Annotated in this window: 22 protein-coding genes; 11 read left to right on the forward strand and 11 right to left on the reverse strand. The window is 61.1% G+C overall.

The window, feature by feature from the left end; genetic code table 11:
* Positions 1–38 precede the first annotated feature (38 nt).
* Positions 39–557: a glycine cleavage system protein R gene (locus tag FX982_RS05750; RefSeq protein WP_172609940.1), complete on the reverse strand. Its 519-nt coding sequence runs from the start codon at positions 555–557 to the stop codon at positions 39–41.
* Positions 558–1,027: 470 nt separating this feature from the next.
* Here FX982_RS05750 and FX982_RS05755 point away from each other — a divergent pair, with 470 nt between their 5' ends.
* Positions 1,028–3,205 (forward strand): malate synthase G, encoded by a 2,178-nt coding sequence (locus tag FX982_RS05755; protein WP_172609941.1) that lies wholly within the window; start codon positions 1,028–1,030, stop codon positions 3,203–3,205.
* Positions 3,206–3,302: 97 nt separating this feature from the next.
* Here the strand turns inward: FX982_RS05755 and FX982_RS05760 are convergent, their stop codons facing one another.
* Positions 3,303–3,749 carry a response regulator gene (locus FX982_RS05760; protein ID WP_163022123.1) on the reverse strand — a complete coding sequence of 149 codons (447 nt, stop codon included), beginning with the start codon at positions 3,747–3,749 and terminating at the stop codon, positions 3,303–3,305.
* Positions 3,750–3,983: 234 nt separating this feature from the next.
* Here FX982_RS05760 and FX982_RS05765 point away from each other — a divergent pair, with 234 nt between their 5' ends.
* The 9 genes from FX982_RS05765 (at position 3,984) to FX982_RS05805 (ending at position 14,656) form a co-directional block, all read left to right on the forward strand.
* A complete protein-coding gene (locus FX982_RS05765) occupies positions 3,984–5,918 on the forward strand; it encodes a putative nucleotidyltransferase substrate binding domain-containing protein (RefSeq protein ID WP_172609942.1) in 1,935 nt (644 codons plus the stop codon).
* A gap of 10 nt (positions 5,919–5,928) precedes the next feature.
* Positions 5,929–6,648: a 3'-5' exonuclease gene (locus FX982_RS05770; RefSeq protein ID WP_172609943.1), complete on the forward strand. Its 720-nt coding sequence runs from the start codon at positions 5,929–5,931 to the stop codon at positions 6,646–6,648.
* A gap of 171 nt (positions 6,649–6,819) precedes the next feature.
* Complete coding sequence (locus FX982_RS05775; protein WP_172609944.1) at positions 6,820–7,338, forward strand: RNA polymerase sigma factor; 519 nt, start codon at positions 6,820–6,822, stop codon at positions 7,336–7,338.
* Positions 7,335–8,327, forward strand: a complete 993-nt coding sequence (locus FX982_RS05780; protein WP_172609945.1) for a FecR family protein — start codon at positions 7,335–7,337, stop codon at positions 8,325–8,327. The genes FX982_RS05775 and FX982_RS05780 overlap by 4 nt, the downstream gene beginning before the upstream one ends.
* Before the next feature lie 120 nt (positions 8,328–8,447).
* A complete protein-coding gene (locus FX982_RS05785) occupies positions 8,448–10,883 on the forward strand; it encodes a TonB-dependent siderophore receptor (RefSeq protein WP_172609946.1) in 2,436 nt (811 codons plus the stop codon).
* Positions 10,884–10,964: 81 nt separating this feature from the next.
* Positions 10,965–12,104 carry a PepSY-associated TM helix domain-containing protein gene (locus FX982_RS05790; protein WP_172609947.1) on the forward strand — a complete coding sequence of 380 codons (1,140 nt, stop codon included), beginning with the start codon at positions 10,965–10,967 and terminating at the stop codon, positions 12,102–12,104.
* On the forward strand, positions 12,101–12,292 hold the full coding sequence (locus FX982_RS05795; protein ID WP_122536496.1) for a hypothetical protein: 192 nt from the start codon (positions 12,101–12,103) through the stop codon (positions 12,290–12,292). The genes FX982_RS05790 and FX982_RS05795 overlap by 4 nt, the downstream gene beginning before the upstream one ends.
* A gap of 314 nt (positions 12,293–12,606) precedes the next feature.
* Positions 12,607–13,920 carry an MFS transporter gene (locus FX982_RS05800; protein ID WP_172609948.1) on the forward strand — a complete coding sequence of 438 codons (1,314 nt, stop codon included), beginning with the start codon at positions 12,607–12,609 and terminating at the stop codon, positions 13,918–13,920.
* Positions 13,921–14,026: 106 nt separating this feature from the next.
* Positions 14,027–14,656, forward strand: a complete 630-nt coding sequence (locus FX982_RS05805; RefSeq protein WP_172609949.1) for a glutathione S-transferase family protein — start codon at positions 14,027–14,029, stop codon at positions 14,654–14,656.
* 221 nt (positions 14,657–14,877) lie between these two features.
* On the opposite strand, the gene FX982_RS05810 is transcribed toward FX982_RS05805, so the two are convergent.
* Positions 14,878–15,378 (reverse strand): ATP-dependent zinc protease family protein, encoded by a 501-nt coding sequence (locus FX982_RS05810; RefSeq protein WP_172609950.1) that lies wholly within the window; start codon positions 15,376–15,378, stop codon positions 14,878–14,880.
* 221 nt (positions 15,379–15,599) lie between these two features.
* Between FX982_RS05810 and FX982_RS05815 the strand changes: the two genes are divergently transcribed.
* Positions 15,600–16,487 (forward strand): acyltransferase, encoded by an 888-nt coding sequence (locus FX982_RS05815; protein WP_172609951.1) that lies wholly within the window; start codon positions 15,600–15,602, stop codon positions 16,485–16,487.
* Between the two features lie 50 nt (positions 16,488–16,537).
* On the opposite strand, the gene FX982_RS05820 is transcribed toward FX982_RS05815, so the two are convergent.
* The 8 genes from FX982_RS05820 to FX982_RS05855 all read right to left on the reverse strand — a co-directional run bounded on the left by FX982_RS05820 (position 16,538) and on the right by FX982_RS05855 (position 25,574).
* Entirely contained in the window at positions 16,538–17,101 is a 564-nt protein-coding gene (locus tag FX982_RS05820) for a DUF2780 domain-containing protein (RefSeq protein ID WP_172609952.1), read from the reverse strand.
* A gap of 93 nt (positions 17,102–17,194) precedes the next feature.
* Positions 17,195–17,560: a DUF1190 domain-containing protein gene (locus tag FX982_RS05825; RefSeq protein WP_172609953.1), complete on the reverse strand. Its 366-nt coding sequence runs from the start codon at positions 17,558–17,560 to the stop codon at positions 17,195–17,197.
* A gap of 377 nt (positions 17,561–17,937) precedes the next feature.
* Positions 17,938–19,137, reverse strand: coding sequence for a formaldehyde dehydrogenase, glutathione-independent (gene fdhA / locus FX982_RS05830; RefSeq protein WP_122536487.1), 1,200 nt, complete (start codon positions 19,135–19,137; stop codon positions 17,938–17,940).
* 167 nt (positions 19,138–19,304) lie between these two features.
* Complete coding sequence (purU, locus tag FX982_RS05835; protein WP_122536486.1) at positions 19,305–20,162, reverse strand: formyltetrahydrofolate deformylase; 858 nt, start codon at positions 20,160–20,162, stop codon at positions 19,305–19,307.
* Between the two features lie 120 nt (positions 20,163–20,282).
* Positions 20,283–20,915: a sarcosine oxidase subunit gamma gene (locus FX982_RS05840; protein WP_172609954.1), complete on the reverse strand. Its 633-nt coding sequence runs from the start codon at positions 20,913–20,915 to the stop codon at positions 20,283–20,285.
* A 61-nt stretch (positions 20,916–20,976) separates the two neighbouring features.
* The gene (locus FX982_RS05845) at positions 20,977–23,997 is read right to left on the reverse strand and encodes a sarcosine oxidase subunit alpha (protein ID WP_172609955.1); all 3,021 of its coding nucleotides are present in this window, start codon (positions 23,995–23,997) and stop codon (positions 20,977–20,979) included.
* Positions 23,994–24,308: a sarcosine oxidase subunit delta gene (locus tag FX982_RS05850; protein WP_065991271.1), complete on the reverse strand. Its 315-nt coding sequence runs from the start codon at positions 24,306–24,308 to the stop codon at positions 23,994–23,996. Before FX982_RS05850 ends, FX982_RS05845 begins: the two co-directional genes overlap by 4 nt.
* A 15-nt stretch (positions 24,309–24,323) precedes the next feature.
* Positions 24,324–25,574 (reverse strand): sarcosine oxidase subunit beta family protein, encoded by a 1,251-nt coding sequence (locus FX982_RS05855; protein WP_065991270.1) that lies wholly within the window; start codon positions 25,572–25,574, stop codon positions 24,324–24,326.
* Between the last annotated feature and the right edge of the window lie 10 nt (positions 25,575–25,584).

A 25,584-nucleotide genomic window follows, 5' to 3' on the forward strand; every position in this document is an offset into this window, starting at 1 on the left:
GGCCTTCTAAAAGGCAGAGCCTACAGCGGCGACATTGTTTACTCGTCCGTCGGCAAATGCAGTTCCACCATCAGGTCATCCGCCAGGGTTTCCAGCCGCTGTTGCAGCACATCCAGTGAAAGATCCATCGGCAATCCCAACTCGGCATGGGCGCGAAACAGCGTTTCGCTGCTCATGGGTGCTGGCTCCACGCTGGTCACCAGATGCTCCAGGTTGACGCCTTGCTCGGTCAGCACGCGAGTGACGTCGCGCACGATCCCGGATCGATCATTGCCCACCAGCTCCATGGTGATGGGCCGCCACTCCGGCAAGGATTCCGGAAGGACTTCGGCGAACAGGACGCGGATGCCTTTTGCCGAAAGCCCTTCCAGCGCGCTGCGCAGGGGCGGATGCGCGTCGACCGGCGCGCTGACCCGCAGGATCCCGGCGAACTGCCCGGCCATGTGTGACATACGGCTTTCCAGCCAATTGCCACCGTGATCGGCAATGCATGCCGCGAGCTGCTCGACCACGCCTGGCTTGTCCGGCGCTGACACAGTGACGATAAGATGATCCACAAACGACTCCTTTTATCCGCAGCGACTGAGACCTGTTTAATAGCACGTCCCATGGATTGCAGGGAGTATAGGCACGTCTACCCGGCGCGCAGTGGCGTCACTGCTTCAGGAATTTTTGTGTACGATTCTTATAATTATCTGGAACAATCTGTACGTTCTTTGAGAACATCCAACACCGCTGCGTGACCGAGTGCCTAACTTCGGTCGCTCGGTGCACTTTCAGTCTGATTTTCACGCCGCAACTCATCATGTAGTATCGCTTCGCGTTCACTACATAGATGTCGAATCCAGGCCTGATCCGATGTTCCTGCAAGGCCAAAACCTGTTTCCGCGCTTTACTTCAGGTGCCCGCCGCCCCGCCCAGCCGCCCGTACCGGCATGTTCTGGAAGGGCTCGCAGTGACGTCGATGGCTTTAACAAGAAAGCGCTCGTGATTGAAGCGCAGATAGCTGAGCAGAGTGAGGCAAGCAATGACTGAACACGTTCAAGTCGGTGGCCTGCGGGTCGCCAACGTCCTGCTGGATTTCGTGAACAACGAAGCCATTCCTGGAACCGGCCTCGACGCCGCTGCATTCTGGGCCGGTGCCGATGCGCTCATCCACGAGCTCGCGCCCAAGAACAAAGCCCTGCTCGCCAAACGAGATGAATTCCAGGCGCGTATCGACGCCTGGCATCAGTCCAATGCCGGCAACGCCCACGACGCAGCCGCCTACAAGGCGTTCCTGCTGGAAATCGGCTATCTGCTGCCGGAACCGCCGGACTTCCAGATCACCACACAACACGTCGATGAAGAAATCGCTCGCATGGCCGGCCCGCAATTGGTGGTGCCGGTGATGAACGCACGCTTTGCGCTCAATGCTTCGAATGCCCGCTGGGGCTCGCTGTATGACGCGCTGTACGGCACCGACGCCATCAGCGAAGCGGGCGGCGCGGAAAAGGGCCAGGGCTACAACCGGGTGCGCGGCGACAAAGTCATTGCCTTCGCCCGAGCGTTTCTGGACGAAGCCGCCCCGCTGTCGGCGGGCTCCCATGTTGACTCGACCGGCTACAAACTGGTCGACGGCATGTTGATCGTCAGCCTCAAGGGCGGCAGCAATACCGGCCTGCGCGATGATGCTCAGCTGATCGGCTTCCAGGGCGACGCCTCGACGCCGACTGCGCTGCTGTTCAAGCACAACGGCCTGCACTTCGAACTCCAGATCGACGCGACGAGCCCGGTCGGCCAGACCGATCCGGCCGGCGTCAAAGACGTGCTCATGGAAGCGGCGCTGACCACCATCATGGATTGCGAAGATTCCATCGCCGCCGTCGACGCCGATGACAAGGTGATCGTATACCGCAACTGGCTCGGGCTGATGAAGGGTGATCTGTCCGAAGAAGTCTCCAAAGGCGGTACGAGCTTCACCCGTACGATGAACGCCGACCGCGTCTACACCTCACCCACCGGTGAACCCGTCACGCTGCATGGCCGTTCTCTGTTGTTCGTGCGCAACGTCGGTCACCTGATGAGCATCGATGCAATCCTCGACAATCAGGGCAACGAAGTCCCGGAAGGTATTCTTGACGGCCTGCTGACCAGCCTCGCGGCCATCCACAACCTCAAGGGCAATACCTCCCGCGCCAACAGCCGCACGGGCTCGGTGTACATCGTCAAACCGAAGATGCACGGCCCGGAAGAAGTGGCATTCACCAACGAGTTGTTCGGGCGCATTGAGGCTGTGCTGAACCTGCCGCGCAACACGCTGAAAGTCGGAATCATGGACGAAGAGCGTCGCACCACGATCAACCTCAAGGCCTGCATTCAGGCGGCAAGCGAGCGTGTGGTGTTCATCAACACGGGCTTCCTGGACCGCACCGGCGACGAGATTCACACGTCCATGGAAGCGGGGCCTGTCGTGCTTAAGGCGCAGATGAAGGCTGAGAAGTGGATCGGCGCGTATGAAAATTCAAACGTCGATATCGGCTTGAAATGCGGCCTGCAAGGGCGCGCGCAAATCGGCAAAGGCATGTGGGCGATGCCTGACTTGATGGCCGCGATGCTCGAACAGAAAATCGCCCACCCACTGGCCGGCGCCAATACCGCTTGGGTTCCGTCGCCTACCGCCGCGGCGCTGCATGCACTTCATTACCACAAGGTCGATGTGTTCGCGCGTCAGGCTGAACTGGCCCAGCGCCCGCCGGCCTCGGTCGACGACATCCTGACCATTCCGCTGGCGCCGGACACCGACTGGACAGCCGAAGAGATTCAAAACGAGCTGGACAACAACTCACAGGGCATCCTCGGTTATGTGGTGCGCTGGATCGATCAGGGCGTAGGCTGCTCGAAGGTGCCGGACATCAACGACATCGGCCTGATGGAGGACCGTGCCACGCTGCGGATCTCCAGCCAGCACATTGCCAACTGGCTGCGCCACGGTGTCGTCAGCGAGCAGCAGGTGATGGAAAGTCTCAAGCGCATGGCGCCGGTGGTGGACCGTCAGAACGCAGGTGATGCGCTGTATCGCCCGCTTGCGCCGGACTTCGACAGCAACATCGCGTTTCAGGCAGCGGTTGAGCTGGTGATCGAAGGCACGCGGCAGCCCAATGGCTACACCGAGCCGGTCCTGCACCGTCGCCGTCGGGAATTCAAGGCGAAACACGCCGCGTAATCAGCGCCCAAACAAAAAGGCGGTGTCCAGTTAAGTGGAGACCGCCTTTTTTATTGCACAACTTTTTATGGCAAAACGCAGCCCGAAGGCGGCGTTATCAGGCCATTTCCAGTTCCCGCTTCACCAGCCGCAACAGCTGCTTGGTGTTGATCGGCTTGAGCAGAAAATCCACCACGCTCAGGTGCATGGCGTCGATGGCGTCGCGCACATTGGCGTCGCCGGACACGATAATGATCGGCAACTCCGCACGGTCCGATTCACGCACGCGACGGATCAGGTCCAGCCCGTCGCACGGCGCCATGCGCAGGTCGGTGATCAGCAGCGCAATGGACGGCCGGGTCTGCAGCAAATGCATGGCGCTGGTGCCGCCGGCGGCGGTGATGCAGCTGATGTCATTGAGACTGAGAATTTCGGCCAGAACTTCCCGAGCATCCTTGTCGTCATCGACGATCAACACCCGTTGTGGCGATTGGGATGCAGGCGCGAGCATTACCTCATTGAGGGCTTCGCGCTCTTCATCACTCAAAATACTGTGATCGAACATACCCGTCTCATCTTCCTGTCGACTTCAATTCTGACAGCGCAAACGATTGATACGCTGCACATCCTGTCGGCTTCATGCCGGGCCCTTAAAGCCTCGTGCCAACTGCATCGCTGCGGTATTACACCTTGGTTCGATGCGATTCAACGCCTTTGCAGTCACCTAAGACTTACGTCCAATGGGCACTGCCCGATAAGCGGTCGACCATGGGGTCAATAAAAACAAGCGGTATCGGTCATGAGCAAAGCGGACGCTTTTACCCAGGCAGGCAAAACAGCCGTTCTGCAGAACATCCACGGCACGATGCAGTTTCTGCAAAAATTCCCGCCGTTCAACCAGATGGAAAACGCCCATCTGGCCTACCTTGTCGAGCAGTGTCACCTGCGTTTCTACGCTACAGACGAGAGCATCATCAAGCCTAGCGATGGGCCAGTAGAACATTTTTACATCGTCAAACAAGGGCGCGTGGTGGGTGAGCGCCCTCACTCGGCAAAAGGCGGCACCGAGACCACGTTCGAAATCACCACGGGCGAGTGCTTTCCCCTCGCCGCGCTGCTCGGCGAACGCGCCACGCGGACCGAACATCTGGCGGCCGAAGACACCTTCTGCCTGCAGCTGAACAAGCAAGCCTTCATCAAGTTGTTCGCGCTCTCCAATGAATTCCGCGACTTCGCTCTGCGCGGCGTCAGCAGCCTGCTCGATCAGGTGAATCAGCAAGTAAAGCAGAAGGCGGTGGAAACACTCGGCACCCAATATTCGCTGAACACGCGGCTGGGTGAACTGGCGATGCGTCATCCGGTGACGTGCTCCCCCGATACGCCGCTGCGCGAGGCCGTGCGGCAGATGGACGAGCAACAGGTCGGCAGCATTGTGATCGTGGATGAGGCCAAGGCGCCGCTGGGCATCTTCACGCTGCGCGATTTGCGTCAGGTCGTTGCGGACGTCAACGCCGACTTCGGCCAACCCATTGAGCGCAGCATGATTCAGGCGCCGTTTTATCTGAGCCCGGACGCCAGCGCGTTTGACGCAGCCATTGCCATGACTCAGCGGCATATCGCTCACGTGTGTCTGGTCAAGGATCAGCGCCTGTGCGGCGTGGTGTCCGAGCGCGACCTGTTCTCGCTGCAGCGTGTGGATCTGGTGCATCTTGCGCGCACCATCCGCAGCGCGCCGCGCATCGATTCGCTGGCCAACCTGCGCGGCGACATCGTCCAACTGGTCGACCGAATGCTCGCCCACGGCGCCTCGTCCACGCAGATCACCCAGATCATCACCCTGCTCAACGACCACATGGTCTGCCGCGTCATCGAGCTCACGCTTGAAGAAAAAGGCGATCCCGGCATCGCGTTCAGCTGGCTGTGTTTCGGCAGCGAGGGCCGGCGCGAGCAGACGCTGTACACCGATCAGGACAACGGCATTCTGTTCGAGGCCGGGGATGCCGCCGAGGCCGCCGAAATCCGCGGTCGGTTGTTGCCCATCGCCGAGCGGATCAATCAAAGCCTGGCGGTGTGCGGATTTGCCCTGTGCAAGGGCGGGATCATGGCGAGCAATCCGCAGCTGTGCCTGTCGCGTATCGAATGGGCGCGGCGATTCGGCTCCTTCATTCGCGAAGCCACGCCGGAGAACCTGCTGTCGTCTTCCATCTATTTCGATCTGCGCGTGGTCTGGGGCGATGAAAGCGGCGGCGATCAATTGCGTCAGAGCATTCTTGCCCAGGTGGCAGACAACGCGTTGTTCCAGCGCATGATGGCCGACAACGCCCTGCGTCAACGCCCGCCGGTGGGCCGTTTCAAGGATTTCGTGGTCGCCCGCAAAGGCAGCGAAAAAGACACGCTGGATCTGAAAACCCAGGGCCTGACGCCATTTGTCGACGGCGCGCGGTTGCTGGCGCTGGCCAACGGCGTCGAGGCCAGCAACACCCTGGAAAGGCTGCGGCAGCTGGTGGCCAAGGAGGTTATCGACCCGCTGGACGGTGCGGCGTATGAGGAGGCCTACCACTTCATTCAGCAAACCCGTATGCAGCAGCATCAGCAGCAGAACCGGCAAAACCTGCCGTACTCCAATCGCATCGACCCGGATGTGCTCAATCATCTGGACCGACGCATTCTGCGTGAGTCGTTCCGCCAGGCGCAGCGGCTGCAGACCAGCCTCACCGTGCGCTACCAACTGTAAGCGACTGATCATGAATTTGTTCCGCTGGCTCAAGCCACACAGACGCGCCGTCGCCCCTGAACTCACGCCTGAACAGCTACAACGCCTGCGCGCCCTGCCCGGGCCCGGCGCGTTGGATCAGAACACGCTGCGCCAGCAACGCTGGGTGGTTCTCGATCTTGAAACCAGTGGGCTGAATCTGCAGCGAGACGAAGTGCTGTCGATCGGCGCGGTTGTCATCGAAGATGGCGCGATCGATCTGGGGCAGCAGTTCGAGCGCACGCTGATGCGCACCGATCACAAACTCAGCCCCAGCGTGTTGCTTCACGGCCTAGGGCCCACGGCAATTGCCGCAGGCAGCGAGCCGGTCGAAGCACTGCTGGATTTCATGGCGTTCGTGGGTGACAGCCCGCTGCTGGCGTTTCACGCGGCGTTCGACGAACACATGCTGGGGCGTGCATTAAAGGAAAGCCTGGGCTATCGCCTGCTGCACCCCTTCATTGATGTCGCTCACATCGCGCCCTTCATTTGCCCGAACGCGAATTTGCGTCAGGCAGGCCTGGACGACTGGACGCGATTCTTCGGGCTTCACGCCGAAGAGCGTCATCACGCCAGCGCCGATGCCCTGGTGACCGCAGAGCTCGCAATGATCCTGTTCAGCCACGCCAGGCGACAAGGAATAGAAACCCCCGCACAACTTGAGCAAGGTGTGGCGAAATGGCGACGGCAGCAGCAATCGCACTCGTTTTAGCATCCATCCTCTGCGCCAGCCTCCGCATCCCGTCTCGCCTTACAGATCTAATGGTCGATTCGTACATCAACCGTTCGGCTTGTTCCTACAAGGACCAATTGCCAGCATTGGGCGGCTCTGACACAATCGCGAACAATTCTCGTTAGCCCCTTTGTTCTCCTCGGTGCGGTTGTGTCGTCACTTCAAAGTCCCCAGCAGCAGCTCGTCGGAACGCTTTATCGCGACCACCGCGGCTGGCTGCTGGGTTGGCTCCGACGCAACGTGGCTTGCCCCCATCGCGCCGAAGACTTGAGCCAGGACACGTTCATTCGCCTGCTGGGCCGCGAGCAATTGCTTGAACCCCGCGAGCCCCGGGCCTTTCTGGTCTCGATCGCGAAAGGCTTGTTGTTCGACCACTTTCGCCGGGCCGCGCTGGAGCAGGCGTATCTGGACGAGCTGATGCTGATTCCAGAGGCGGAGCAGCCTTCGCTGGAAGAGCAGCAACTGATTCTCGATGACCTCAAAGCCATTGATCGCCTGCTGGGCAAGCTCTCCAGCAAAGCGCGCGCCGCCTTTTTGTACAACCGCCTGGACGGGATGCCCCACGCGGAGATCGCCACAAAGCTCGGCGTTTCCGTACCCCGCGTGCGTCAGTATCTGGCGCAGGGTTTGCGCCAGTGCTACATCGCGCTGTATGGCGAGCCAACATGAGCCGTATTTCCACCCGACCTGTTTCATCCCCCGTGCTGGACGCCGCCATTGCCTGGCAGCTGTGCCTGGATTGCGGTCGAGGCAGCGAGGTCGAGCGCGAAGAGTTTGCCAAGTGGTACGCCGCCAGCGACGAGCATGCCCGCGCCTGGATGCAGCTCGGGATGGTCGATCAACGTTTCGCCGGCACCACCGGCCCAGCACGTTCGGCGCTTTTGCGGTCCCGTGATGGTATCGGCGTGCGGTTGCGCAAGCTGGGCCGCGGGGTTGCAGGCTTCGCGCTGGCGCTGGGCTTGACGGTGTTTTTGGGGGATCGCCTGCTGCCGGTGGATTACTGGCTCGCGGATCTGCGTACCGCCACCGGTGAGCAACGCACCATTCGCCTGTCGGATAACACCCTTATCCGGCTCAATACCCACACCGCGCTGGACGTGCGGTTCGATGACACACAGCGACGGATCGTGCTTCAGGAAGGCGAAATCTTCGTGGAGACCGGGAGCCACAGCGACGCGCGTCCGTTCATCGTCGAAACCCCGGAAGGGCAGATGCGCGCCCTGGGCACGCAGTTTCTCGTCAAACGGCAGGCTGATGGCACGCTGTTGAGCGTGCTGCAATCAGCCGTCGCCGCTCATCCGCAGGCTTCCACCCACGAACTGGTGCTGCACGAAGGCCAGCAGATGTTGATTCATCGCAACAGCCTCGGTCCCATGCTGGCCCTCGCACCCGGTACCGGCGCCTGGATGCGCGGCATGCTGGTGGTTGATAACGCTCGCCTGGACGACGTGGTTGCGGAACTTGCCCGTTATCGCCAAGGCCATCTCGGCGTAGCGAAAGACGTTGCGGACCTTCGCATCACCGGCAGCTTTCCGCTGACCAACACCGACCTGGCGCTCAAGGCACTGACGCCCACGCTACCCGTGCAGATCGAAGCGCGTACGCCGTGGTGGGTGACGGTGGTCCGCAGCGAGAAAAAGCCGACGACTGCGCTGTAAATACAGCCCTCTAAATAAAGGCCCGCGAGCGAGTGCGACTTATTTTCGCCCGGCCCTATCACTTTTCAGATCTCGTTCGGCACATAGGCATTGAGAACCATTTCCTTCGAGGTGCCGTTCATGTCCCGCACGCTTCAAACCCTTCTGCGACCGAGTCTCCTGGCTATCGCCGTCGCCACTGCCGCACCGATGCTCAGTGCGCCGCTGATGGCCGCTTCCCAGGCGTCCAGCGTGCACGCCTACAATCTGCCGGCCGCGCCGTTGTCGACGACGCTGACGCAGATTGCCAGTCAGGCGGGCCTGGCCCTGTCGCTGGATCCGGCGCTCGCCGCGGGCCGTGCGTCGGCGCCGGTTCAGGGTCAATTCGACGCATCAGGCGCGATGGGGCAGGCGCTGCGTGGCACCGGCTTGCAATTGAACCTGACCACGGCGGGCACCTACACCCTCGTGGCTGCGCCTGAAGGTGCGATGGCATTACCGGCCACCAGCATTCAAGGCAGTCAGGAAAGTTTCGAAAGCGCGTGGGGCCCGGCGCAGGGCTATGCCGCGAGTCGCACCGCAGCGGGCACCAAGACCGACACCGCACTGGTTGAAGCACCGCGCTCGATCTCGGTCGCGACCCGGCAGCAGATGCAGGATCGCGCAGTACAGAACATCGACGACGCCGTTCGCTACATGCCGGGCGTGGTCGCCAGCAGTTACGGCAGCGACAGCCGGGCCGAATGGCTGAAGGTCCGCGGTTTTGAACCCACCCAATTCCTCGACGGCTTGCCGCTGCCCAAAGGCGCCTACGTGATGCCGAAGATGGAAACCTGGGACCTGGAGCGCATCGCCCTCCTGCGTGGGCCGGCGTCTTCGGTTTACGGTCAGACCCCGCCGGGCGGCATGCTCGACATGGTCAGTCGTCGCCCTGAAGCCGAAGCCAGCCACGAAGTGCAGGTTCAGGTCGGCACTTACAATCGCAAGCAGATCAGCTTCGACAGCACCGGCAAGATCGACGACGCCGACAATTTCGAGTACCGCGTCAGCGGCGTCGTGCGCGACAGCGGCACCTCGGTGGATCACATCGATGACAAGCGTTACAACATCGCGCCGAGCCTGACTTGGAACATCGACCCGGACACCAAGCTGACCTTCCTCAGCCAGTTCAATCGCGACGATACCGGCATCACCAGCCAGTTTTTGCCGATCCAGGGCACCAAATACCCGTCGGCCGTAGGCCGCGTGAAGTACCACGAAAACCTCGGCGATCCGGACTGGGAGTTCTACGACAAAACCTATTACGCGCTGGGCTATGCCTTCGAGCATCGTCTGAACGACGTCTGGCAGTTCAAGCAGAACGTCCGCTACACCAAGAGCGACCTGTCCTTTCAGGGGATCACGGCCGGTGGCTTCTTCGGTTCGGTCAGCGATGATGGCACCGTCCAACGCGGCGCCAACGTCGTGAACGAGGACATTTCCCAGTTCGCGCTGGACAACAACCTGCAAGCCGACTTCGACACGGGCGCTCTTAAACACACTGTGCTGCTGGGGCTCGACTATCAGCGTCTGAATCACAACTACAAATGGCAGTATGGCGCCGCGCCGACCAGCAACATCGCCAACCCGATTTACGGGCAGGACTTCAGCAACGTCGCCTACAGCGCGTTTCAGGATTACAACCAGAAAACCCAGGACGTCGGCGTCTATATTCAGGACCAACTGGCCCTGGATAACTGGCGTCTGACCCTGGGCGGGCGCCAGGACCTGCTCAAGACCGAATCGAAGTTCTACAACACCGATCAATCCGATGACCGCACCGACAGCGCGTTCACCGGCAACGCCGCCCTCAGCTACGTCTTCGATTCCGGCTTCACGCCGTACATTTCGTATGCCGAGTCATTCCAGGCCGAGCAAGGCGGCGCCAATGGCGTAGCGTTTCAGCCAGGGACGGGCAAGCAGTACGAAGTGGGTCTTAAATACCAGCCGCCGGGCAGCAACATCATCTTCACTGCGGCCGCGTACGACCTGACCCGTCGCGACATCGTGCTCAGCGATACCCTTGGCGTGCAGCGTCCTCTGGGCGAAGCAAAGGTGCGTGGCTTCGAGCTGGAAGCGGTGGGCAATGTCACCGACAACCTGAAAGTGACGGCGTCCTACACCTACGCCAACAGCAAGATGACCAAGGTCACCGACCCGCTGGACAAGAATCGTCCGCTGCCACTCACGCCTGAAAATCAGGCGGCGATCTGGGGTGACTACACCTGGCACAACGGCGTGCTAGACGGTTTCGGCCTGGGCTTTGGCGCGCGGTACATTGGCGAAACCGACAACATTGCAATAGGAAGTTACGGTTTTGTCGCCGACTCCAACTACGGCCACAGCAACGCCTACACCGTCTACGACGCCGCCGTGCATTACGACCTCGGCCGCATGAACACGTCGTTCAAGGGCGTGAGCGTGTCGGTCAACGCCAACAACGTCTTCGACAAGGAATACATTTCCACCTGCGACGGCTTCTACTGCTACTACGGCGACCGCCGCACAGTGCTCGCGAGCGTAGACTACAAATGGTAATCGTTTAAACTCTCATTACCTGAAACAAGGGCCGCTCCCATACAGCGGCCTTTGTTGCTTTCGCCTACTCCGGATTTCCACATGAAAAGCCAAACCATCCGCCGCTGGTCTTTCATCCACACGTGGACCAGCCTGATCTGCACGGCATTCCTGCTGATGCTGGCAATCACCGGCTTACCACTGATCTTCAGTCACGAGATCGCTCACCTGACGGGCGATGCGCCGGAATTCAAAGAAATGCCCGCCGGCACTCCGCATCTCGACCTCGAACAACTGGTCCGCTCAGCCGAAGCCCACCGCCCCGGCGACCTGATGCAGTACTTCGGCTGGGACGACGATGACCCCAACGGCGTCTACGCCATCATGGGCAAAACTGCCGGCGGCGACCCGAACGAATCCCACAGTTTCATGATCGACGCGCGCACCGGCGAAGCGATGGAAACCCCGAATGCCAATGGCGGTTTCATGATGATCATGCTGCGCTTGCATGTGGACATGTACGCGGGGCTGCCGGGCAAACTGTTGCTGGCGTTCATGGGCCTGCTGTTTGTCATGGCGATCGTTTCCGGCGTCGTGCTGTACGCACCCTTCATGCGACGTCTGGATTTCGCCACGGTGCGGCCGAATAAATCCACGCGGGTGCGCTGGCTTGATCTGCACAACCTGATCGGCGTCGTCACGCTGACCTGGGCCATTGTCGTCGGCCTGACCGGCGTGCTTAATGCCTGCGCCGATCTGGTGATCGCGCAATGGCGCACCGACGCGCTGATGACCATGATCGCGCCATACAAAGACGCCCCTCCTCTGGCCGAGCGCGGACCAGCCACCCGGCTGATCGAGATATCGAAGACCACCGTCCCCGGCGCCGAGCCGAGCTTCATAGCCTTTCCCGGCTCGCGCTTTTCCAGCGAGCATCATTACGCGGTGTTCATGAAAGGCGACACGCACCTGACCTCCCACCTGCTGACCCCTGTCCTGATCGACGCTCAGGATCTGCACGTGACCGCAACGCTGGGACGCCCGTGGTACATGGACGCACTTCTGTTGTCGCAACCGCTGCACTTCGGTGACTACGGCGGCATGCCGATGAAAATCCTCTGGGCCGCGCTCGATGTGCTGACGATCCTCGTCCTCGGCAGTGGCTTGTACCTGTGGTGGGTCCGCCGCCGCGCCGCTGTCGCCGTCGCGAAGGCAGTGGCCGTAGAGGCGGAAGTCGCATGACCCGACACAAAAAACACTCTGCATTCTGGAAGACTTTCGCCAAACCGGGCTGGATTGCACTGCTGACAGCGATCGGCCTGTTTGCGGCGCTGCTGGGCGACGGCGCATGGGACGTGCTGTCGTGGATCGGCATGGCGATCCCGGCCTGGCTTAGTTGCAAAGGGCTGATGGCGCGCAAGCGGGTTTAATCACAGCCAACCCTCTACTGCACAACATCGGCGGGACCTCCCCCGCCGATGTTCGATGTCGTCATACGACTTCTGAATAGCCGACCCCTCATTGCTCATGCGCCGAGTCCAGGCCACCCCTCCCAAAACGCCCCAATTTAGCCTAGGCGCGGTCGCTGACGGATCAGTGTCGTTACAGGCCCGTTACATTCAGAAATATAATCAGCGCTCAGCAGTATTTCAATTGACAACAAAACGTGCCTTTGACTAAATCGAGTCATACGACGACGTATAACGATCGCCGCTAAATAAAAACAATACCCAGAGTGGACTCGATGAAAATCAAAGGCATCCGTTGGTGGATGGTCGCGCTGATAACCGGCGGCCTGATCGTCAACTATCTCGCACGCAACACCCTCTCCGTCGCCGCTCCCACCATGATGAGCGAGCTGAACATTTCCACCGAACAGTACTCGCACGTCGTCATCGCGTGGCAGATGGGCTATGCCTTCATGCAGCCGGTTGCCGGCTATGTGATCGACGCCATTGGCACCAAAATCGGCTTTGCAGTGTTCGCAATCGCCTGGTCGGTGGCGTGCGCATCAGCAGCCATGGCCACCGGCTGGCAGAGTCTGGCGTTCCTGCGCAGCTTGCTGGGCATCACTGAAGCGGCAGGTTTTCCGGCGGCGATCAAAGCAACGACTGAATGGTTTCCCGCCAAAGAGCGCTCGGTCGCCATCGGCTGGTTCAACATCGGTTCGTCGATCGGTGCGTTGCTGGCCCCTCCCCTCGTGGTCTGGGCGATTCTGCACAGCGGCTGGCAGATCGCGTTCATCATCGTCGGCGGGCTGGGCCTGCTGTGGAGCGCTGGTTGGCTGTTCTTCTACAAGCACCCGCGCAATCAGCGTCTGCTGGGCGATGAGGAGCGCGATTACATTCTCGCGGGTCAGGAATCCCACCTGAAGGACGCGCCCACCAAGCACGCCAGCTGGAAGAAGATCGTCGGCACCCGCAATTTCTACGCAATCGCCTCGGCCCGCATGCTGTCGGAGCCGGCATGGCAGACCTTCAACGCCTGGATTCCGCTGTACCTGATGACCGAGCGCCACATGAACATCAAGGAAATCGCGATGTTTGCCTGGCTGCCGTTTCTCGCCGCCGACATCGGCTGCGTGTTGGGCGGTTACCTGAGCCCGTTTTTCTACAAGCATTTCAACGTGTCGCTGCTGACATCGCGCAAGATGGTAATGGTCCTGGGCTCGCTGTGCATGATCGGTCCGGGCTGCATCGGTCTGGTGGACAGCCCTTATGTCGCCATCGCACTGCTGTGCGCGGGCGGTTTTGCGCACCAGACGCTGTCGGGCGCCTTGTACGCCATCACGTCGGACTCCTTCGGCAAGAACGAAGTGGGCACGGCAACCGGTCTAGGTGGCATGTTCGGGTTTCTCGGCGCGGCATTGTTCACGCTGGTGCTTGGGATCATGGTCACCAAGGTAGGCTACAGCCCACTGTTCGTGGCGCTGGCCGCTTTCGATCTCATCGCCGCCACGATCATCTGGTTTGTTGCCAAGCCGCTGTTGACCGGCACACCTTCGGCGCAGTCCGGCAGCGCATCGACTGATTCGGTAGAGGGGGTCCCGACGGTCTGACATTTATGTCCAGGCCTTTGCAAATCGGCCCGGCATTGACTCAGGATATTGCGCAGCGTCCCGGCCCTCACTAGTCTGGGGGCCCAGGCCGATCAGAGGAATGCCCATGTCTGCGCCCAGCATGACGCTGTATTACAACGCCGCTTCGCCATTCGCGCGCAAGGTACTGATCTTGCTTCATGAAACCGGACAGGCAAGCCGGGTGAGTCTCAAGGCGGTTGCGCTCACCCCCGTCAGCCCCGACGCTGAAGTCTGTCGCGACAATCCGTGCGGGAAAATTCCGGCGCTGTGCCTGGCCGACGGTAACGTGATCCATGACAGCCGGGTGATTCTCGACTACCTGGACCAACAACATGTCGGCAACCCCCTCATTCCCAAGGAAGGCTCGGCGCGCTGGCGGCGATTGACGCTCGCGTCACTGGCCGATGCCCTCATGGACGCTGCATTGCTCATTCGGTACGAGACCTTCCTGCGGCCAGAGGAGAAACATTGGTCGGAATGGCTCGACGCCCAACAAGAGAAAATCGCCCGCACCCTGGCCTATTTCGAGGCCGAAGCCATCACTGAATTGAGTACGCATTTCGACGTCGCATCGATCAGCGTGGCCTGTGCGGTGGGCTATCTGGATTTCCGCCAGCCGAATCTGGGCTGGCGCAGCAGCTACCCGCGATTGGCAAACTGGTATGACGAAGTCAGTCAGCGGCCGTCTATGCTGGAGACTCAGCCGCCTGCGTGAGCAATGTGGAACGCCACCCCGGTCACGCCCATAAGCCCAACCGCGCGGCCGAAATCTCGAGTCCGCCTCGATGCTGTGGGAGCGAGCTTCCCCGCGAAGGGCGCGGAGACGGCCGCTGCATTCTTTGGCGCCTGAATCGCCGTTTCGTGAGCAAGCTCACGCCCATAGGGGGTGTGTTTGCTGCAAGACAGCGCGTCGCCTGGACGACGGGAGATCTCCCATCAGCACTCAGGCTTGTCCGCCGTATAACGACGGGCCGGATTAACCGCCGCGCCGAATTCGCGCAGGGCCTTGGCGCCAATCAGCAAGGGGTAGTTGAAGTGGCTGCGGTCGACGAGGTTGACCTCCACGGTGCGCTTCACGCTGCCCAGGCATAGTTCGAGGTCAACAACCGGGCGCTTGGTGGGATCGGCCGGCTCTTCATCATCGTCGCCCTCGGAACGGCCCTTGATCCGGCTGATGCGCGAAACCTTGTGCTCATACACTTTGCTGTCGGCATCTTTGGTCGCCAGACGGAAACGCACCCAGTCATCGCCATCGCGCTTGAACAGTTCGATGTCCTTGGCCGATAGCGATGCGGTCAACGCGCCGGTGTCCATCTTGGCTTTGAACGTCTCGCCGATCTCCGAGACCTGGATGTATTCGTAACGGCCGTACAACGTCGGTTCGGCAGCCATGACAGGCAACGCCAGCAAAGACATAAGCGCCAGAAGGGATTTCACGGATTTGATTCCTCGTGATGAATGGGCGAAGCGTGTGCCCGGTTTAGACCGTCACTTTGCCGATGGTTCGCGCCGGGACTGGAGCACCGGGCAGTCGCGGTGCAGGCAATGCCGAGCGTACCGAAAGCGGCGTGAAACATTCGTCGGTATCGCCAGGGATTTTGCGCCAACCGCCCGGCCTGCTTATCATTGCGCGCCACCCTGTCGACCGCGAGTGCCTTATGCGTCACCTGCTTACCGGAATTGCCGTCACGCTGCTGCTTTTGCTCAATACGCTGGTGCTGATCGGCCCGTTGATGGTCTTTGCGCTGCTCAAGTTGGTGTTCCAGAGCGAGATGCGCGACAACTGCTCGGCAGCAGTGATGTGGATCGCGGAGACCTGGTGTGAAATCAACAAGCTGATCTTCAAAATTTGCCTGCCAACCCAGTGGGAAATCCGCGGCGATGAAGGCCTGCGTGGCGACACTTCTTACTTGGTCATCGGCAACCATCAGTCCTGGGTGGATATTCCGGCGTTGGTGCAGGCGCTGAATCGGCGTACGCCGTTCTTCAAATTCTTCCTCAAGAAAGAACTGATCTGGGTGCCGTTTCTAGGCTTGGCGTGGTGGGCGCTCGACTACCCGTTCATGAAGCGCTACACCAAAGCGTTTCTCGCCAGGCATCCAGAGCTCAAGGGCAAGGATCTGGAAATCACCCGCGAGGCATGCGAGCTGTTCAAACGTCAGCCCGTGACCGTGGTGAATTACCTGGAAGGCACACGCTTCACGCCGGCGAAGAAAGCCCAACAGGCTTCGCCGTACCGCCATCTGCTCAAGCCCAAGGCAGGCGGCGTCGCATTCGTGCTGGCGGCGATGGGTGAGCAACTGGACGCGGTGCTCGATGTGACGGTGGTCTATCCGAGCGCACGAATTCCCGGGTTCTGGGACTTGATATCAGGACGGGTGCCGCGGGTGATCGTCGACATCAAGACCCGCGAACTCGACCCTGCGCTGTGGCAGGGCGATTACGAGAATGACCCGGTGTTCCGCGTGTATGTGCAGGACTGGGTCAACCGGCTGTGGGAAGAGAAGGATGCGCGAATTGCCGAGTTACGCGGCCTGATTTCCTAGCACCACTTCTTGGCAACAAGCGCCCCTTTTGCAGGGGCGCGGCAACTCAATTACTTGGCGCCCCAGACGCCACTCAACGCCTGCAACGCTGAACCGCCGGCGCCTTGCTGACCAAGGTATTGCAGGATCACCGGCACGAACTGGCTGACCATGCTGCTGTTCATGCCCAACGCGCTGAATGCCTTGTTCACGTCGCCCATGCTCTGCACATTGCCCAGCGCGCTATCCAGGGCAGAGCTGCTGCTCCCGGAATTACCCAACAGTGCGCCCAGACCACTCAGGCTACCCAGGGCCGAGTTGCCGGCCAATTGATCCAGGCCGGGCACTGATTTGCTCAGTTGCGAATAGTCGTTGCCAGCGAGTTTGTTCTTGGCCAGCCCCAACAAGGCGCCGGTGCCGCCCACCGCTTGCTCCGGCGTGACGTTCAATTGCGTGCCCAGCGTGTTCAGCAGCCCGGCGGCCTCAGGCGCGGCCGTTGCCTTTTGCTGGCCGCCGGTAGCATTGGCAACCGCGTTGGCGGCGTCATTCAGATTGAAGGCGAAGACCGGCGTGGCGGCCAGCGCTATCAGGCTCGCCAGCGCAGCACCGCGTACGTTTTTCAGTGAAACTTTCATCGCAACAACCTCGTTTGCCGGGGGACCGGCCGTAGCCGGGTAAACACGCGTTGGACCGCCCCTCGAAGGGAAGTTCCACGCAGGCCGTCAGGGTTAGCGGACGTAAAACAGCCGCTGCGGCTCGAAGGTCCGCGCCAGCCGTTGATCCGCAGCCGTCGAGCCCGCCTCCAGGAGCCGGTGGCGAATGAACGCCTTATCGAAATGCTCACCGTTGCGGAGCTTCTCGCGCAGGCTGATCAAGCGCGTGCCGCCCTGATGATCGGCGCCTCGATAAAGCGGCTCACTGAAGAGGCGTACCTGAGGATCGGGGCTGGCTCCCATGGATGTCAGCTGAACCTGGGTGATGATCGCGAAACCGGACAACCAGGGCGACCAGAGCCGGGAGACGTCGGCAGCGAAACACTCACCCGGCGTGAAGTCAGCCTCACAGTCCGCCAGCTCACGGTAGGTCGGCGCCACGCGCACATGGTGGCGGTAAGCGGCGCGATTCCGGCCCAGATGCAGTCGTTGGGATTTTCAAAGAACAACTCCGACGAGGCCCAGCCCGACGGAAAGGGCTCCAGGTGGGCACTGGCCAGCGTTGCAGGCAGGACAAAGAGCGGCATTGTGACGAGGAAATAAATCGAGGTTCTGACCCACCAGACAAACATGCATGACTCGCCAGCTGATAAACGGGCCGGACAAATAGCACGGAGAAAAGACAGCTGAAACCAGCGGGAACGGGATTCAAACGCGCCTCAGGCATTTTCAGAAACGCCCTACAAACGCCGGGCTAGAAGCCTACGTCAGGTATAAAAAAAGCGACCCGAAGGTCGCCTTTTGTAAGGGTCAGAGAATCATGCGGCGCTGAACAGTTTGTGTGGATCGATGACGAATTTCTTCGGCACGCCAGCGTCGAACTCGCCGTAACCGCGCGGGGCGTCGTCGAGGCTGATGACTTCCACGCCCACCACATCGGCGATGTTGATGCGGTCCCACATGATCGCCTGCATCAGTTGACGGTTGTACTTCATGACCGGTGTCTGGCCGGTGTGGAAGCTGTGGGATTTTGCCCAGCCCAGGCCGAAACGAATGCTCAGCGCGCCGACCTTGGCGGCAGCGTCCACGGCGCCCGGGTCTTCCGTCACATACAGGCCAGGAATGCCGATCTTGCCGGCGACGCGCACCACGCCCATCAGCGAGTTGAGTACGGTGGCCGGTGCCTCGGCCTTGGCGCCCGAGTGGCCGTGGCCGCGTGCTTCGAAGCCCACAGCGTCGACGGCGCAGTCCACTTCCGGTTCGCCCAGCAGATCGGCGATCTGCTCGTGCAGCGGGGTGTCTTTGGACAGGTCGGCGATCTCGAAACCCTGGGCCTTGGCGTGGGCCAGACGCACCGGATTGACGTCACCGACGATTACGACTGCCGCGCCGAGTAAGCGTGCTGATGCGGCAGCGGCAAGACCCACCGGACCTGCACCGGCGATGTACACCGAGCTGCCCGGGCCAACGCCGGCAGTCACCGCGCCATGGTAGCCGGTGGGCAGGATGTCAGAGAGGCAGGTCAGGTCGCGGATCTTCGACATCGCCTTGTCACGATCAGGGAGTTTGAGCAGGTTGAAGTCGGCGTACGGCACAAGCACGTATTCGGCCTGGCCGCCGGTCCAGTCGCCCATGTCGACGTAGCCGTAGGCACCGCCGGCTCGGGCCGGGTTGACGGTCAGGCAGACGCCGGTGTGTTGCTCTTTGCAGGAGCGGCAACGGCCGCAGGCAACGTTGAACGGCACGGACACCAGATCGCCGATTTTGAGGTTCTCGACATCGCTGCCCTTCTCGATCACTTCACCGGTGATTTCGTGCCCCAGTACAAGGCCGACCTGGGCTGTCGTTCGCCCACGCACCATGTGTTGATCGGAACCACAAATGTTGGTGGAAACCACGCGCAAGATCACCCCGTGCTCGATCTTCTTGCCGCGCGGGTCCTGCATCTTGGGATAGTCGATTTTCTGTACTTCGACCTTGCCTGCGCCGAGATACACCACACCACGATTACCAGACATACATGTCACCTCTCTATTTGTTATTGATTGGGTGAGTCAGTGAGCTTCAAGCCGCAAGCTTCAAGCAGCAAGCAAAAGCGCTGCTGCCACTATATGGGCCCGAAACGTGTTGCGAGTGACGCCGCTTTTCCTCTTGCGGCTTGAAGCTTGAAGCTTGCAACTACCCCCTACAACACCACGGTTCTGTTGGCGTTGAGAAAAACCCGTCGCTCAATGTGGTATCCCACCGCGCGCGCCAGGGTCAGGCCTTCGATGTCGCGGCCCTTGGCGATCAAGTCTTCGGGGTAGTGACTGTGATCTACCACTTCGACGCCCTGGGCGATGATCGGCCCTTCGTCGAGGTCGTTGTTGATGTAATGGGCCGTCGCGCCGACCAGTTTCACGCCCTTGTTGTAGGCCTGGTGATACGGCTTGGCACCCTTGAAGCCCGGCAGCAGCGAGTGATGAATGTTGATCGCCTTGCCATCGAGCTTGCGGCACAGCTCCGGCGACAGCACTTGCATGTAGCGGGCAAGCACCACCAGTTCGGCGCCGGTGTCTTCGATCACCTTCATTACCCTGGCTTCCTGCGCCGGTTTGTCGTTGGGGTCGAGGGGGAAATGGTAGTAGGGAATGTCGTGCCAGCGCGCCAACGGTTCGAGGTCCGGGTGATTGGAAACCACGGCGACCACGTCCATCGACAGCTGATTGATGCGCTGTCGGTAGAGCAGATCGTTGAGGCAGTGGTCGGCCTTGGACACCATGATCACCACTTTTGGGCGGTAATTCGGGGCGGTGAGCTCGAAGATCATGCCGAACGATTCGCCACGCTCGGCAAGGCCTGCACGGAAGGACGACTCGTCAAACCCCTCCGGCTGGCGAAACTCGACGCGGATGAAAAAGCGGCTGGATAGCCGGTCATCGAAGGAGTGATGCTCGGTGACGTAACAGCCCTGCTCGAAGAGGTAACGCGTCACCGCGTCCACCGTGCCCAGCACGCTGGGGCAGTCGGCGGTCAGAATCCAGGTATCGGGGGCGCGGCTCATAGGTATTCCTTGATCGTTCCCACGCTCTGCGTGGGAATGCAGTTCAGGACGCTCGGCGTCCATCGAAGGACGCAGAGCGTCACGGGCGGCGTTACCACGCTGAGGGTGGCAACGATCAAATCAGGCAGCAACGCCCAAACCATACTCCGCGCTCGCGTCCTGCAGCCACAGCCACCAGTAATCGGCAAAACTGCGGCGGATGACCAATTCCCAGGTCTCCTCACCCGTACGACGGATCACAAGCTGCGATTTGGCGAACACCGTGCCGATGGCCTTGCCCACCGGGAAGTTGTTCGGGTGCACGTCGTAGCTGGTGGACTTCATCAGCACTTCGCGCACATTGGGCCCGGTCAGCTCCAGCAGCGATTGCCCGCCGCTGACGTTGACGATAGCGATGTGCAAACCGGCTAGCGCCTCGCGCAGCTTCTGCTCGACGGCGAATTCTTCACCAGTCGGCACGATCAGCAACCACTCATCCGGGCCAAGCCACTGGATCGAGCTATCGCCGCTTGAGACCAGCGCCAGCGCGCCCGGCAATTCCATGCCCAGCGCCTTGTGCACGCCCGCCGCGAATGCCGGATCGTGCCCATTGCCACGGATGGTCAGGTGGCCAAGCAGCTTTTTCTCCCGCAACAACACGCCCGGATTGCTGCGACCTTTGCCGATCAGGCTTTGAAGGTCAGCATGAAACAGCGGCGACTCGGCTTTGGCGTCGGTCGCTGGCCGCTGTTGGTAAACGTTGGCTGTGGTCATAGAGCACCTGTGTTGAATTCTGTTGTTTCAGTGAGCGCAAGGTGTGCGGTGTTCCGGGTGATCACTCCACGTTCTGCTGATCACCCTTCGGATCGAAGAACACCGAGGACACAATCTCGGCCTCGATCACCGACCCATCCGCCAGTGGCGCAAACACTCGCTCACCCATGCGCCTCAGCCCGCCCTTCACCACACCCATCGCGAACGAATAGCCCAGCGAGTTCGCCGCATAACTCGACGTCACATGGCCAACCATCTTCATCGGGATCGACTGCTTCGGATCAAACACCAGTTGCGCGCCTTCAGGCAGCCACTTGTTCGGATCAATCGGCTTCAGGCCGACGAGCTGCTTGCGCTCGTCCCGCACACAATCCTCACGGTTCATGCCGCGCTGGCCGATCCACGAGAACGGCTTGGTGCGGCCGACACACCAGCCCATGTTCAAATCGTCCGGGGTCATCGAGCCGTCAGTGTCCTGGCCGACAATGATGAAGCCCTTCTCGGCCCGCAGGACGTGCATGGTTTCAGTGCCGTACGGGGTCAGGTTGTACTGTTTGCCGGCCTCGGCGATTTTTTCCAGAACGCCCATGGCGTAGTCGGCCTGGATGTTCACTTCGTAGGAAAGCTCGCCGGTGAACGAAATCCGGAACACCCGCGCCGGCACACCGCCCACCAGGCCTTCTTTCCAGGTCATGAACGGGAACGCTTCACGGCCAAGGTCGATGTCGGTCACTTCGCTGAGCAGCTTGCGGCTGTTCGGGCCCGACAGGGTCAGGGTTGCGTAGTGGTCGGTGACGGACGTGAAGTACACCTTCAGGTCCGGCCACTCCGTCTGTTGATAGATTTCCAGCCACTGCAGCACGCGGGCAGCGCCGCCGGTCGTGGTGGTCATGATGAAGTGATTATCGGCGATGCAGGCGGTGACGCCGTCGTCGAAGACCATGCCGTCTTCCTTGCACATCAGGCCGTAACGCGCCTTGCCCACATCGAGTTTGGTCCAGGCGTTGGTGTAGATGCGGTTCAGAAACTCCCGTGCATCCGGGCCTTGAATGTCGATTTTGCCCAGCGTCGATGCGTCCAGCAGGCCGACGCTGTCGCGCACGGCCTTGCATTCGCGGCGCACGGCGGCGTGGATGTCTTCACCGGCTTTCGGGAAATACCACGGGCGCTTCCACTGCCCGACGTCTTCGAATTCGGCGCCGTTCTTGACGTGCCAGGCGTGCAGCGCGGTGAAGCGCACAGGCTCGAAGACGTGGCCGCAGTGACGGCCTGCGATGGCGCCGAAGGTCACCGGCGTGTAGTTCGGGCGGAACATGGTGGTGCCCATTTCCGGGATCGACACGTTCAGCGAGCGTGCCGCAATGGCCAGGCCGTTGACGTTGCCGAGCTTGCCCTGGTCCGTACCGAAACCCAGCGCCGTGTAGCGTTTGACGTGCTCGACGGACTCGAAACCCTCACGAGTTGCCAATTCGATGGCCGCTGCGGTGACGTCGTTCTGCAGGTCGACGAATTGCTTCGGCGCCCGCGCAGTGCCTTTTTCGTGCGGGACCTGGAACAGCGCCAAGGTCGGTTCTTCCACCCGGCTCAGGGCTTTGGGCAGTACGCCTTCGACCGGTTTGAAACCGGCTTTACTGGCGGCACGAACACCGCCTTCAAAACCGTCGGCCAGCGAGTCGCCGAGGGCGTAAACGCCATTCACACCACCGACACAGACGCGTTTCTGCGGCGCTTCGCCCGGCACGAAACCGAGGATGTCTTCGCGCCAGACCGGCTTGCCGCCGAGGTGCGAAGCCAAGTGAACGATCGGACTGTAGCCACCGGAGCTGGCGACCAGATCGCACTCGAGCCATTCGCCAGGACTGGTGACCTTGTGGCCTTTGACGTCGATGGCGGCCACGCGGGCGGCACTGACGCGCTTGCTGCCACGGGCTTCCACCACGGCGCTGCCGGTCAGAATACGAATGCCTTTGGCGCGGGCTTCTTCCACTAACGCACCGCGCGGGTTGTGACGCGCGTCGGCAACGGCGACCACGTGCAGGCCGGCGTCAAGCCAGTCCAGCGCCACGCGATAGGCGTAATCATTGTTGGTCGACAGGATCAGTTTCTTGCCCGGCGCCACGCCATATCGACGCACGTAAGTGGAGACCGCGCCGGCCAGCATGTTGCCCGGCACATCGTTGTTGCCGTAAACCAGTGGACGCTCGTGGGTGCCGGTCGCCAGCACCACGCGCTTGGCGCGAACCCGGTGCATGCGCTGACGCACCTGGCCAATCGGCGCGCGATCGCCCAAGTGATCGGTCAGCCGCTCGTGAATGGTCAGGAAATTGTGGTCGTGATAGCCGTTCACCGTGGCGCGCGGCAGCAGGGTCACGTTGGGCAGGCCTTTGAGTTCGGCCACCACCGTCGCTACCCATTCCGCTGCCGGTTTACCGTCCAGACTTTCGCGGCTGTCCAGCAGGCTGCCGCCGAATTCTTCCTGCTCGTCCGCCAGGATGACCCGAGCACCGCTGCGCGCAGCGGCCAGTGCGGCGGCCAGACCTGCTGGGCCGGCGCCGACCACCAGCACATCGCAGTGCTGGTTCATGTTGTCGTAGGTGTCCGGATCCAGCTCGGTCGGCGAGCGCCCCAGGCCCGCTGCCTTGCGGATGTACTTCTCGTAGGTCATCCAGAACGATTGCGGGTACATGAAGGTTTTGTAGTAGAAGCCCGGGGGCATCAGCTTGCCGCCGACCTTGCCGAGAATGCCCATCATGTCGGTATTCACGCTCGGCCAGCCGTTGGTGCTGGTCGCAACGAGGCCCGGATAAAGCGCCTGTTGCGTGGCGCGCACGTTGGGAATCTGCGTGGCTTCGGTGGCGCCGATCTGCAGCACGGCATTCGGCTCTTCCGAACCTGCCGCAAAGATGCCGCGAGGACGGGAATACTTGAAGCTGCGGCCAATGATGTCGACGCCGTTGGCGAGCAAGGCTGCGGCCAGTGTGTCGCCTGCAAAGCCTTGATAAGTCTGACCGTTGAAGTTGAAATTCAGGACCTTGCTGCGATCAATGCGGCCGCCGTTGGGCAGGCGATTGGACTGGCTCATACCTGTTCTCCCTTTCTGATCGCGGGCGCTGGATTGACGAACTGCGGCTGCGTGCCGATCGGATAGGTTTCGAGAATCTCGTAGGTCACGGTGTCACGCGTGGTGTTGAAATACTGCCGGCAACCCGCCGCGTGAATCCACAACTCGTGGTGGAGACCGCGCGGGTTGTCGCGGAAGAACATGTAGTCGCCCCACTCTTCGTCGGTGCAGGCAGCCGGGTCGAGTGGACGCGGGATGTGGGCCTGACCGGAGACGTGGAATTCCTCTTCGGAGCGCAGTTCGCCACAGTGAGGACAGAAGATATGCAACATGGGAAAAGTCCTCTGTTAGTGGGCTACGGCTGCAGCGCCGTGTTCATCGATCAATGCGCCGTTGTGGAACCGGTCGATTGAGAAGGGCTTGGCCAGCGGGTGCATTTCGCCTTTCGCCAGACTGGCGGCAAACACGTTGCCCGAGCCGGGCGTGGCCTTGAAGCCACCGGTACCCCAACCGCAGTTGAAGAACATGTTCGGCACCGGCGTTTTGGAAATGATCGGGCAGGCGTCCGGCGTGGTGTCGACGATGCCGCCCCACTGGCGGTTCATGCGCACCCGCGAGAGCACCGGGAACATCTCGACGATGGCCTGAATGGTGTGCTCGATCACCGGGTACGAGCCGCGCTGGCCATAGCCGATCCAGCTGTCGATCCCGGCCCCGATCACGAGGTCGCCCTTGTCGGACTGGCTGATATAGCCGTGTACGGCGTTTGACATGATCACGCTGTCGATAATGGGCTTGATCGGCTCAGACACCAGCGCTTGCAGCGGATGGGATTCCACCGGCAGACGGAAACCGGCGAGCTTGGCCATGTGGCCAGAGTTGCCGGCAGTCACCACACCGACGCGCTTGGCGCCGATGAAGCCCTTGTTGGTTTCGACGCCGATGCACACGCCGTTTTCCTTGCGGAAGCCGGTCACTTCGGTCTGCTGAATCAAGTCCACGCCCAACGCATCGGCGGCGCGGGCATAGCCCCAGGCCACGGCGTCATGACGCGCGACACCGCCGCGACGCTGCACCGTTGCGCCGATGATCGGGTAACGGGTGTTTTTCGAGCAGTCGAGATACGGAATTTCTTCAGCCACTTGCTTGCCGTTGAGCAGCTCGCCGTCAACACCGTTGAGGCGGTTGGCGCTGACGCGGCGCTCGGAATCACGCATGTCCTGCAGGGTGTGGCACAGGTTGTAAACGCCGCGCTGGGAAAACATGACGTTGTAGTTGATGTCCTGAGACAGGCCTTCCCACAGTTTCATCGCGTGTTCGTATAAGTGCGCGGATTCGTCCCATAGATAGTTGGAGCGCACGATGGTGGTGTTGCGCGCGGTATTGCCGCCGCCCAACCAGCCTTTTTCAACCACGGCCACATTGGTGATGCCGTGCTCTTTGGCCAGGTAGTACGCCGTCGCCAGACCGTGCCCGCCGCCGCCGACAATCACGACGTCGTAGACCTTTTTCGGGGTGGGCGTGCGCCACATGCGCTGCCAGTTTTCGTGGTGGCTGAGGGAGTGTTTAAAGAGGCCGAAGCCCGAGTAATGCTGCATGGTGCGACTC

It is taken from the genome of Pseudomonas graminis (assembly GCF_013201545.1).
Lineage (GTDB): Bacteria > Pseudomonadota > Gammaproteobacteria > Pseudomonadales > Pseudomonadaceae > Aquipseudomonas.

Coding starts and splice junctions, on each gene's coding strand:
- FX982_RS05815 (WP_172609951.1), top strand. CDS start 15,600: ATGCGTCACCTGCTTACCGGAATTGCCGTCACGCTGCTGCTTTTGCTC.
- FX982_RS05765 (WP_172609942.1), top strand. CDS start 3,984: ATGAGCAAAGCGGACGCTTTTACCCAGGCAGGCAAAACAGCCGTTCTG.
- FX982_RS05820 (WP_172609952.1), bottom strand. CDS start 17,101: ATGAAAGTTTCACTGAAAAACGTACGCGGTGCTGCGCTGGCGAGCCTG.
- FX982_RS05780 (WP_172609945.1), top strand. CDS start 7,335: ATGAGCCGTATTTCCACCCGACCTGTTTCATCCCCCGTGCTGGACGCC.
- FX982_RS05760 (WP_163022123.1), bottom strand. CDS start 3,749: ATGTTCGATCACAGTATTTTGAGTGATGAAGAGCGCGAAGCCCTCAAT.
- FX982_RS05845 (WP_172609955.1), bottom strand. CDS start 23,997: ATGAGCCAGTCCAATCGCCTGCCCAACGGCGGCCGCATTGATCGCAGC.
- FX982_RS05795 (WP_122536496.1), top strand. CDS start 12,101: ATGACCCGACACAAAAAACACTCTGCATTCTGGAAGACTTTCGCCAAA.
- FX982_RS05855 (WP_065991270.1), bottom strand. CDS start 25,574: ATGCAGCATTACTCGGGCTTCGGCCTCTTTAAACACTCCCTCAGCCAC.
- FX982_RS05805 (WP_172609949.1), top strand. CDS start 14,027: ATGTCTGCGCCCAGCATGACGCTGTATTACAACGCCGCTTCGCCATTC.
- FX982_RS05770 (WP_172609943.1), top strand. CDS start 5,929: ATGAATTTGTTCCGCTGGCTCAAGCCACACAGACGCGCCGTCGCCCCT.
- FX982_RS05800 (WP_172609948.1), top strand. CDS start 12,607: ATGAAAATCAAAGGCATCCGTTGGTGGATGGTCGCGCTGATAACCGGC.
- FX982_RS05755 (WP_172609941.1), top strand. CDS start 1,028: ATGACTGAACACGTTCAAGTCGGTGGCCTGCGGGTCGCCAACGTCCTG.
- FX982_RS05850 (WP_065991271.1), bottom strand. CDS start 24,308: ATGTTGCATATCTTCTGTCCTCACTGTGGCGAACTGCGCTCCGAAGAG.
- fdhA (WP_122536487.1), bottom strand. CDS start 19,137: ATGTCTGGTAATCGTGGTGTGGTGTATCTCGGCGCAGGCAAGGTCGAA.
- FX982_RS05840 (WP_172609954.1), bottom strand. CDS start 20,915: ATGACCACAGCCAACGTTTACCAACAGCGGCCAGCGACCGACGCCAAA.
- FX982_RS05790 (WP_172609947.1), top strand. CDS start 10,965: ATGAAAAGCCAAACCATCCGCCGCTGGTCTTTCATCCACACGTGGACC.
- purU (WP_122536486.1), bottom strand. CDS start 20,162: ATGAGCCGCGCCCCCGATACCTGGATTCTGACCGCCGACTGCCCCAGC.
- FX982_RS05785 (WP_172609946.1), top strand. CDS start 8,448: ATGTCCCGCACGCTTCAAACCCTTCTGCGACCGAGTCTCCTGGCTATC.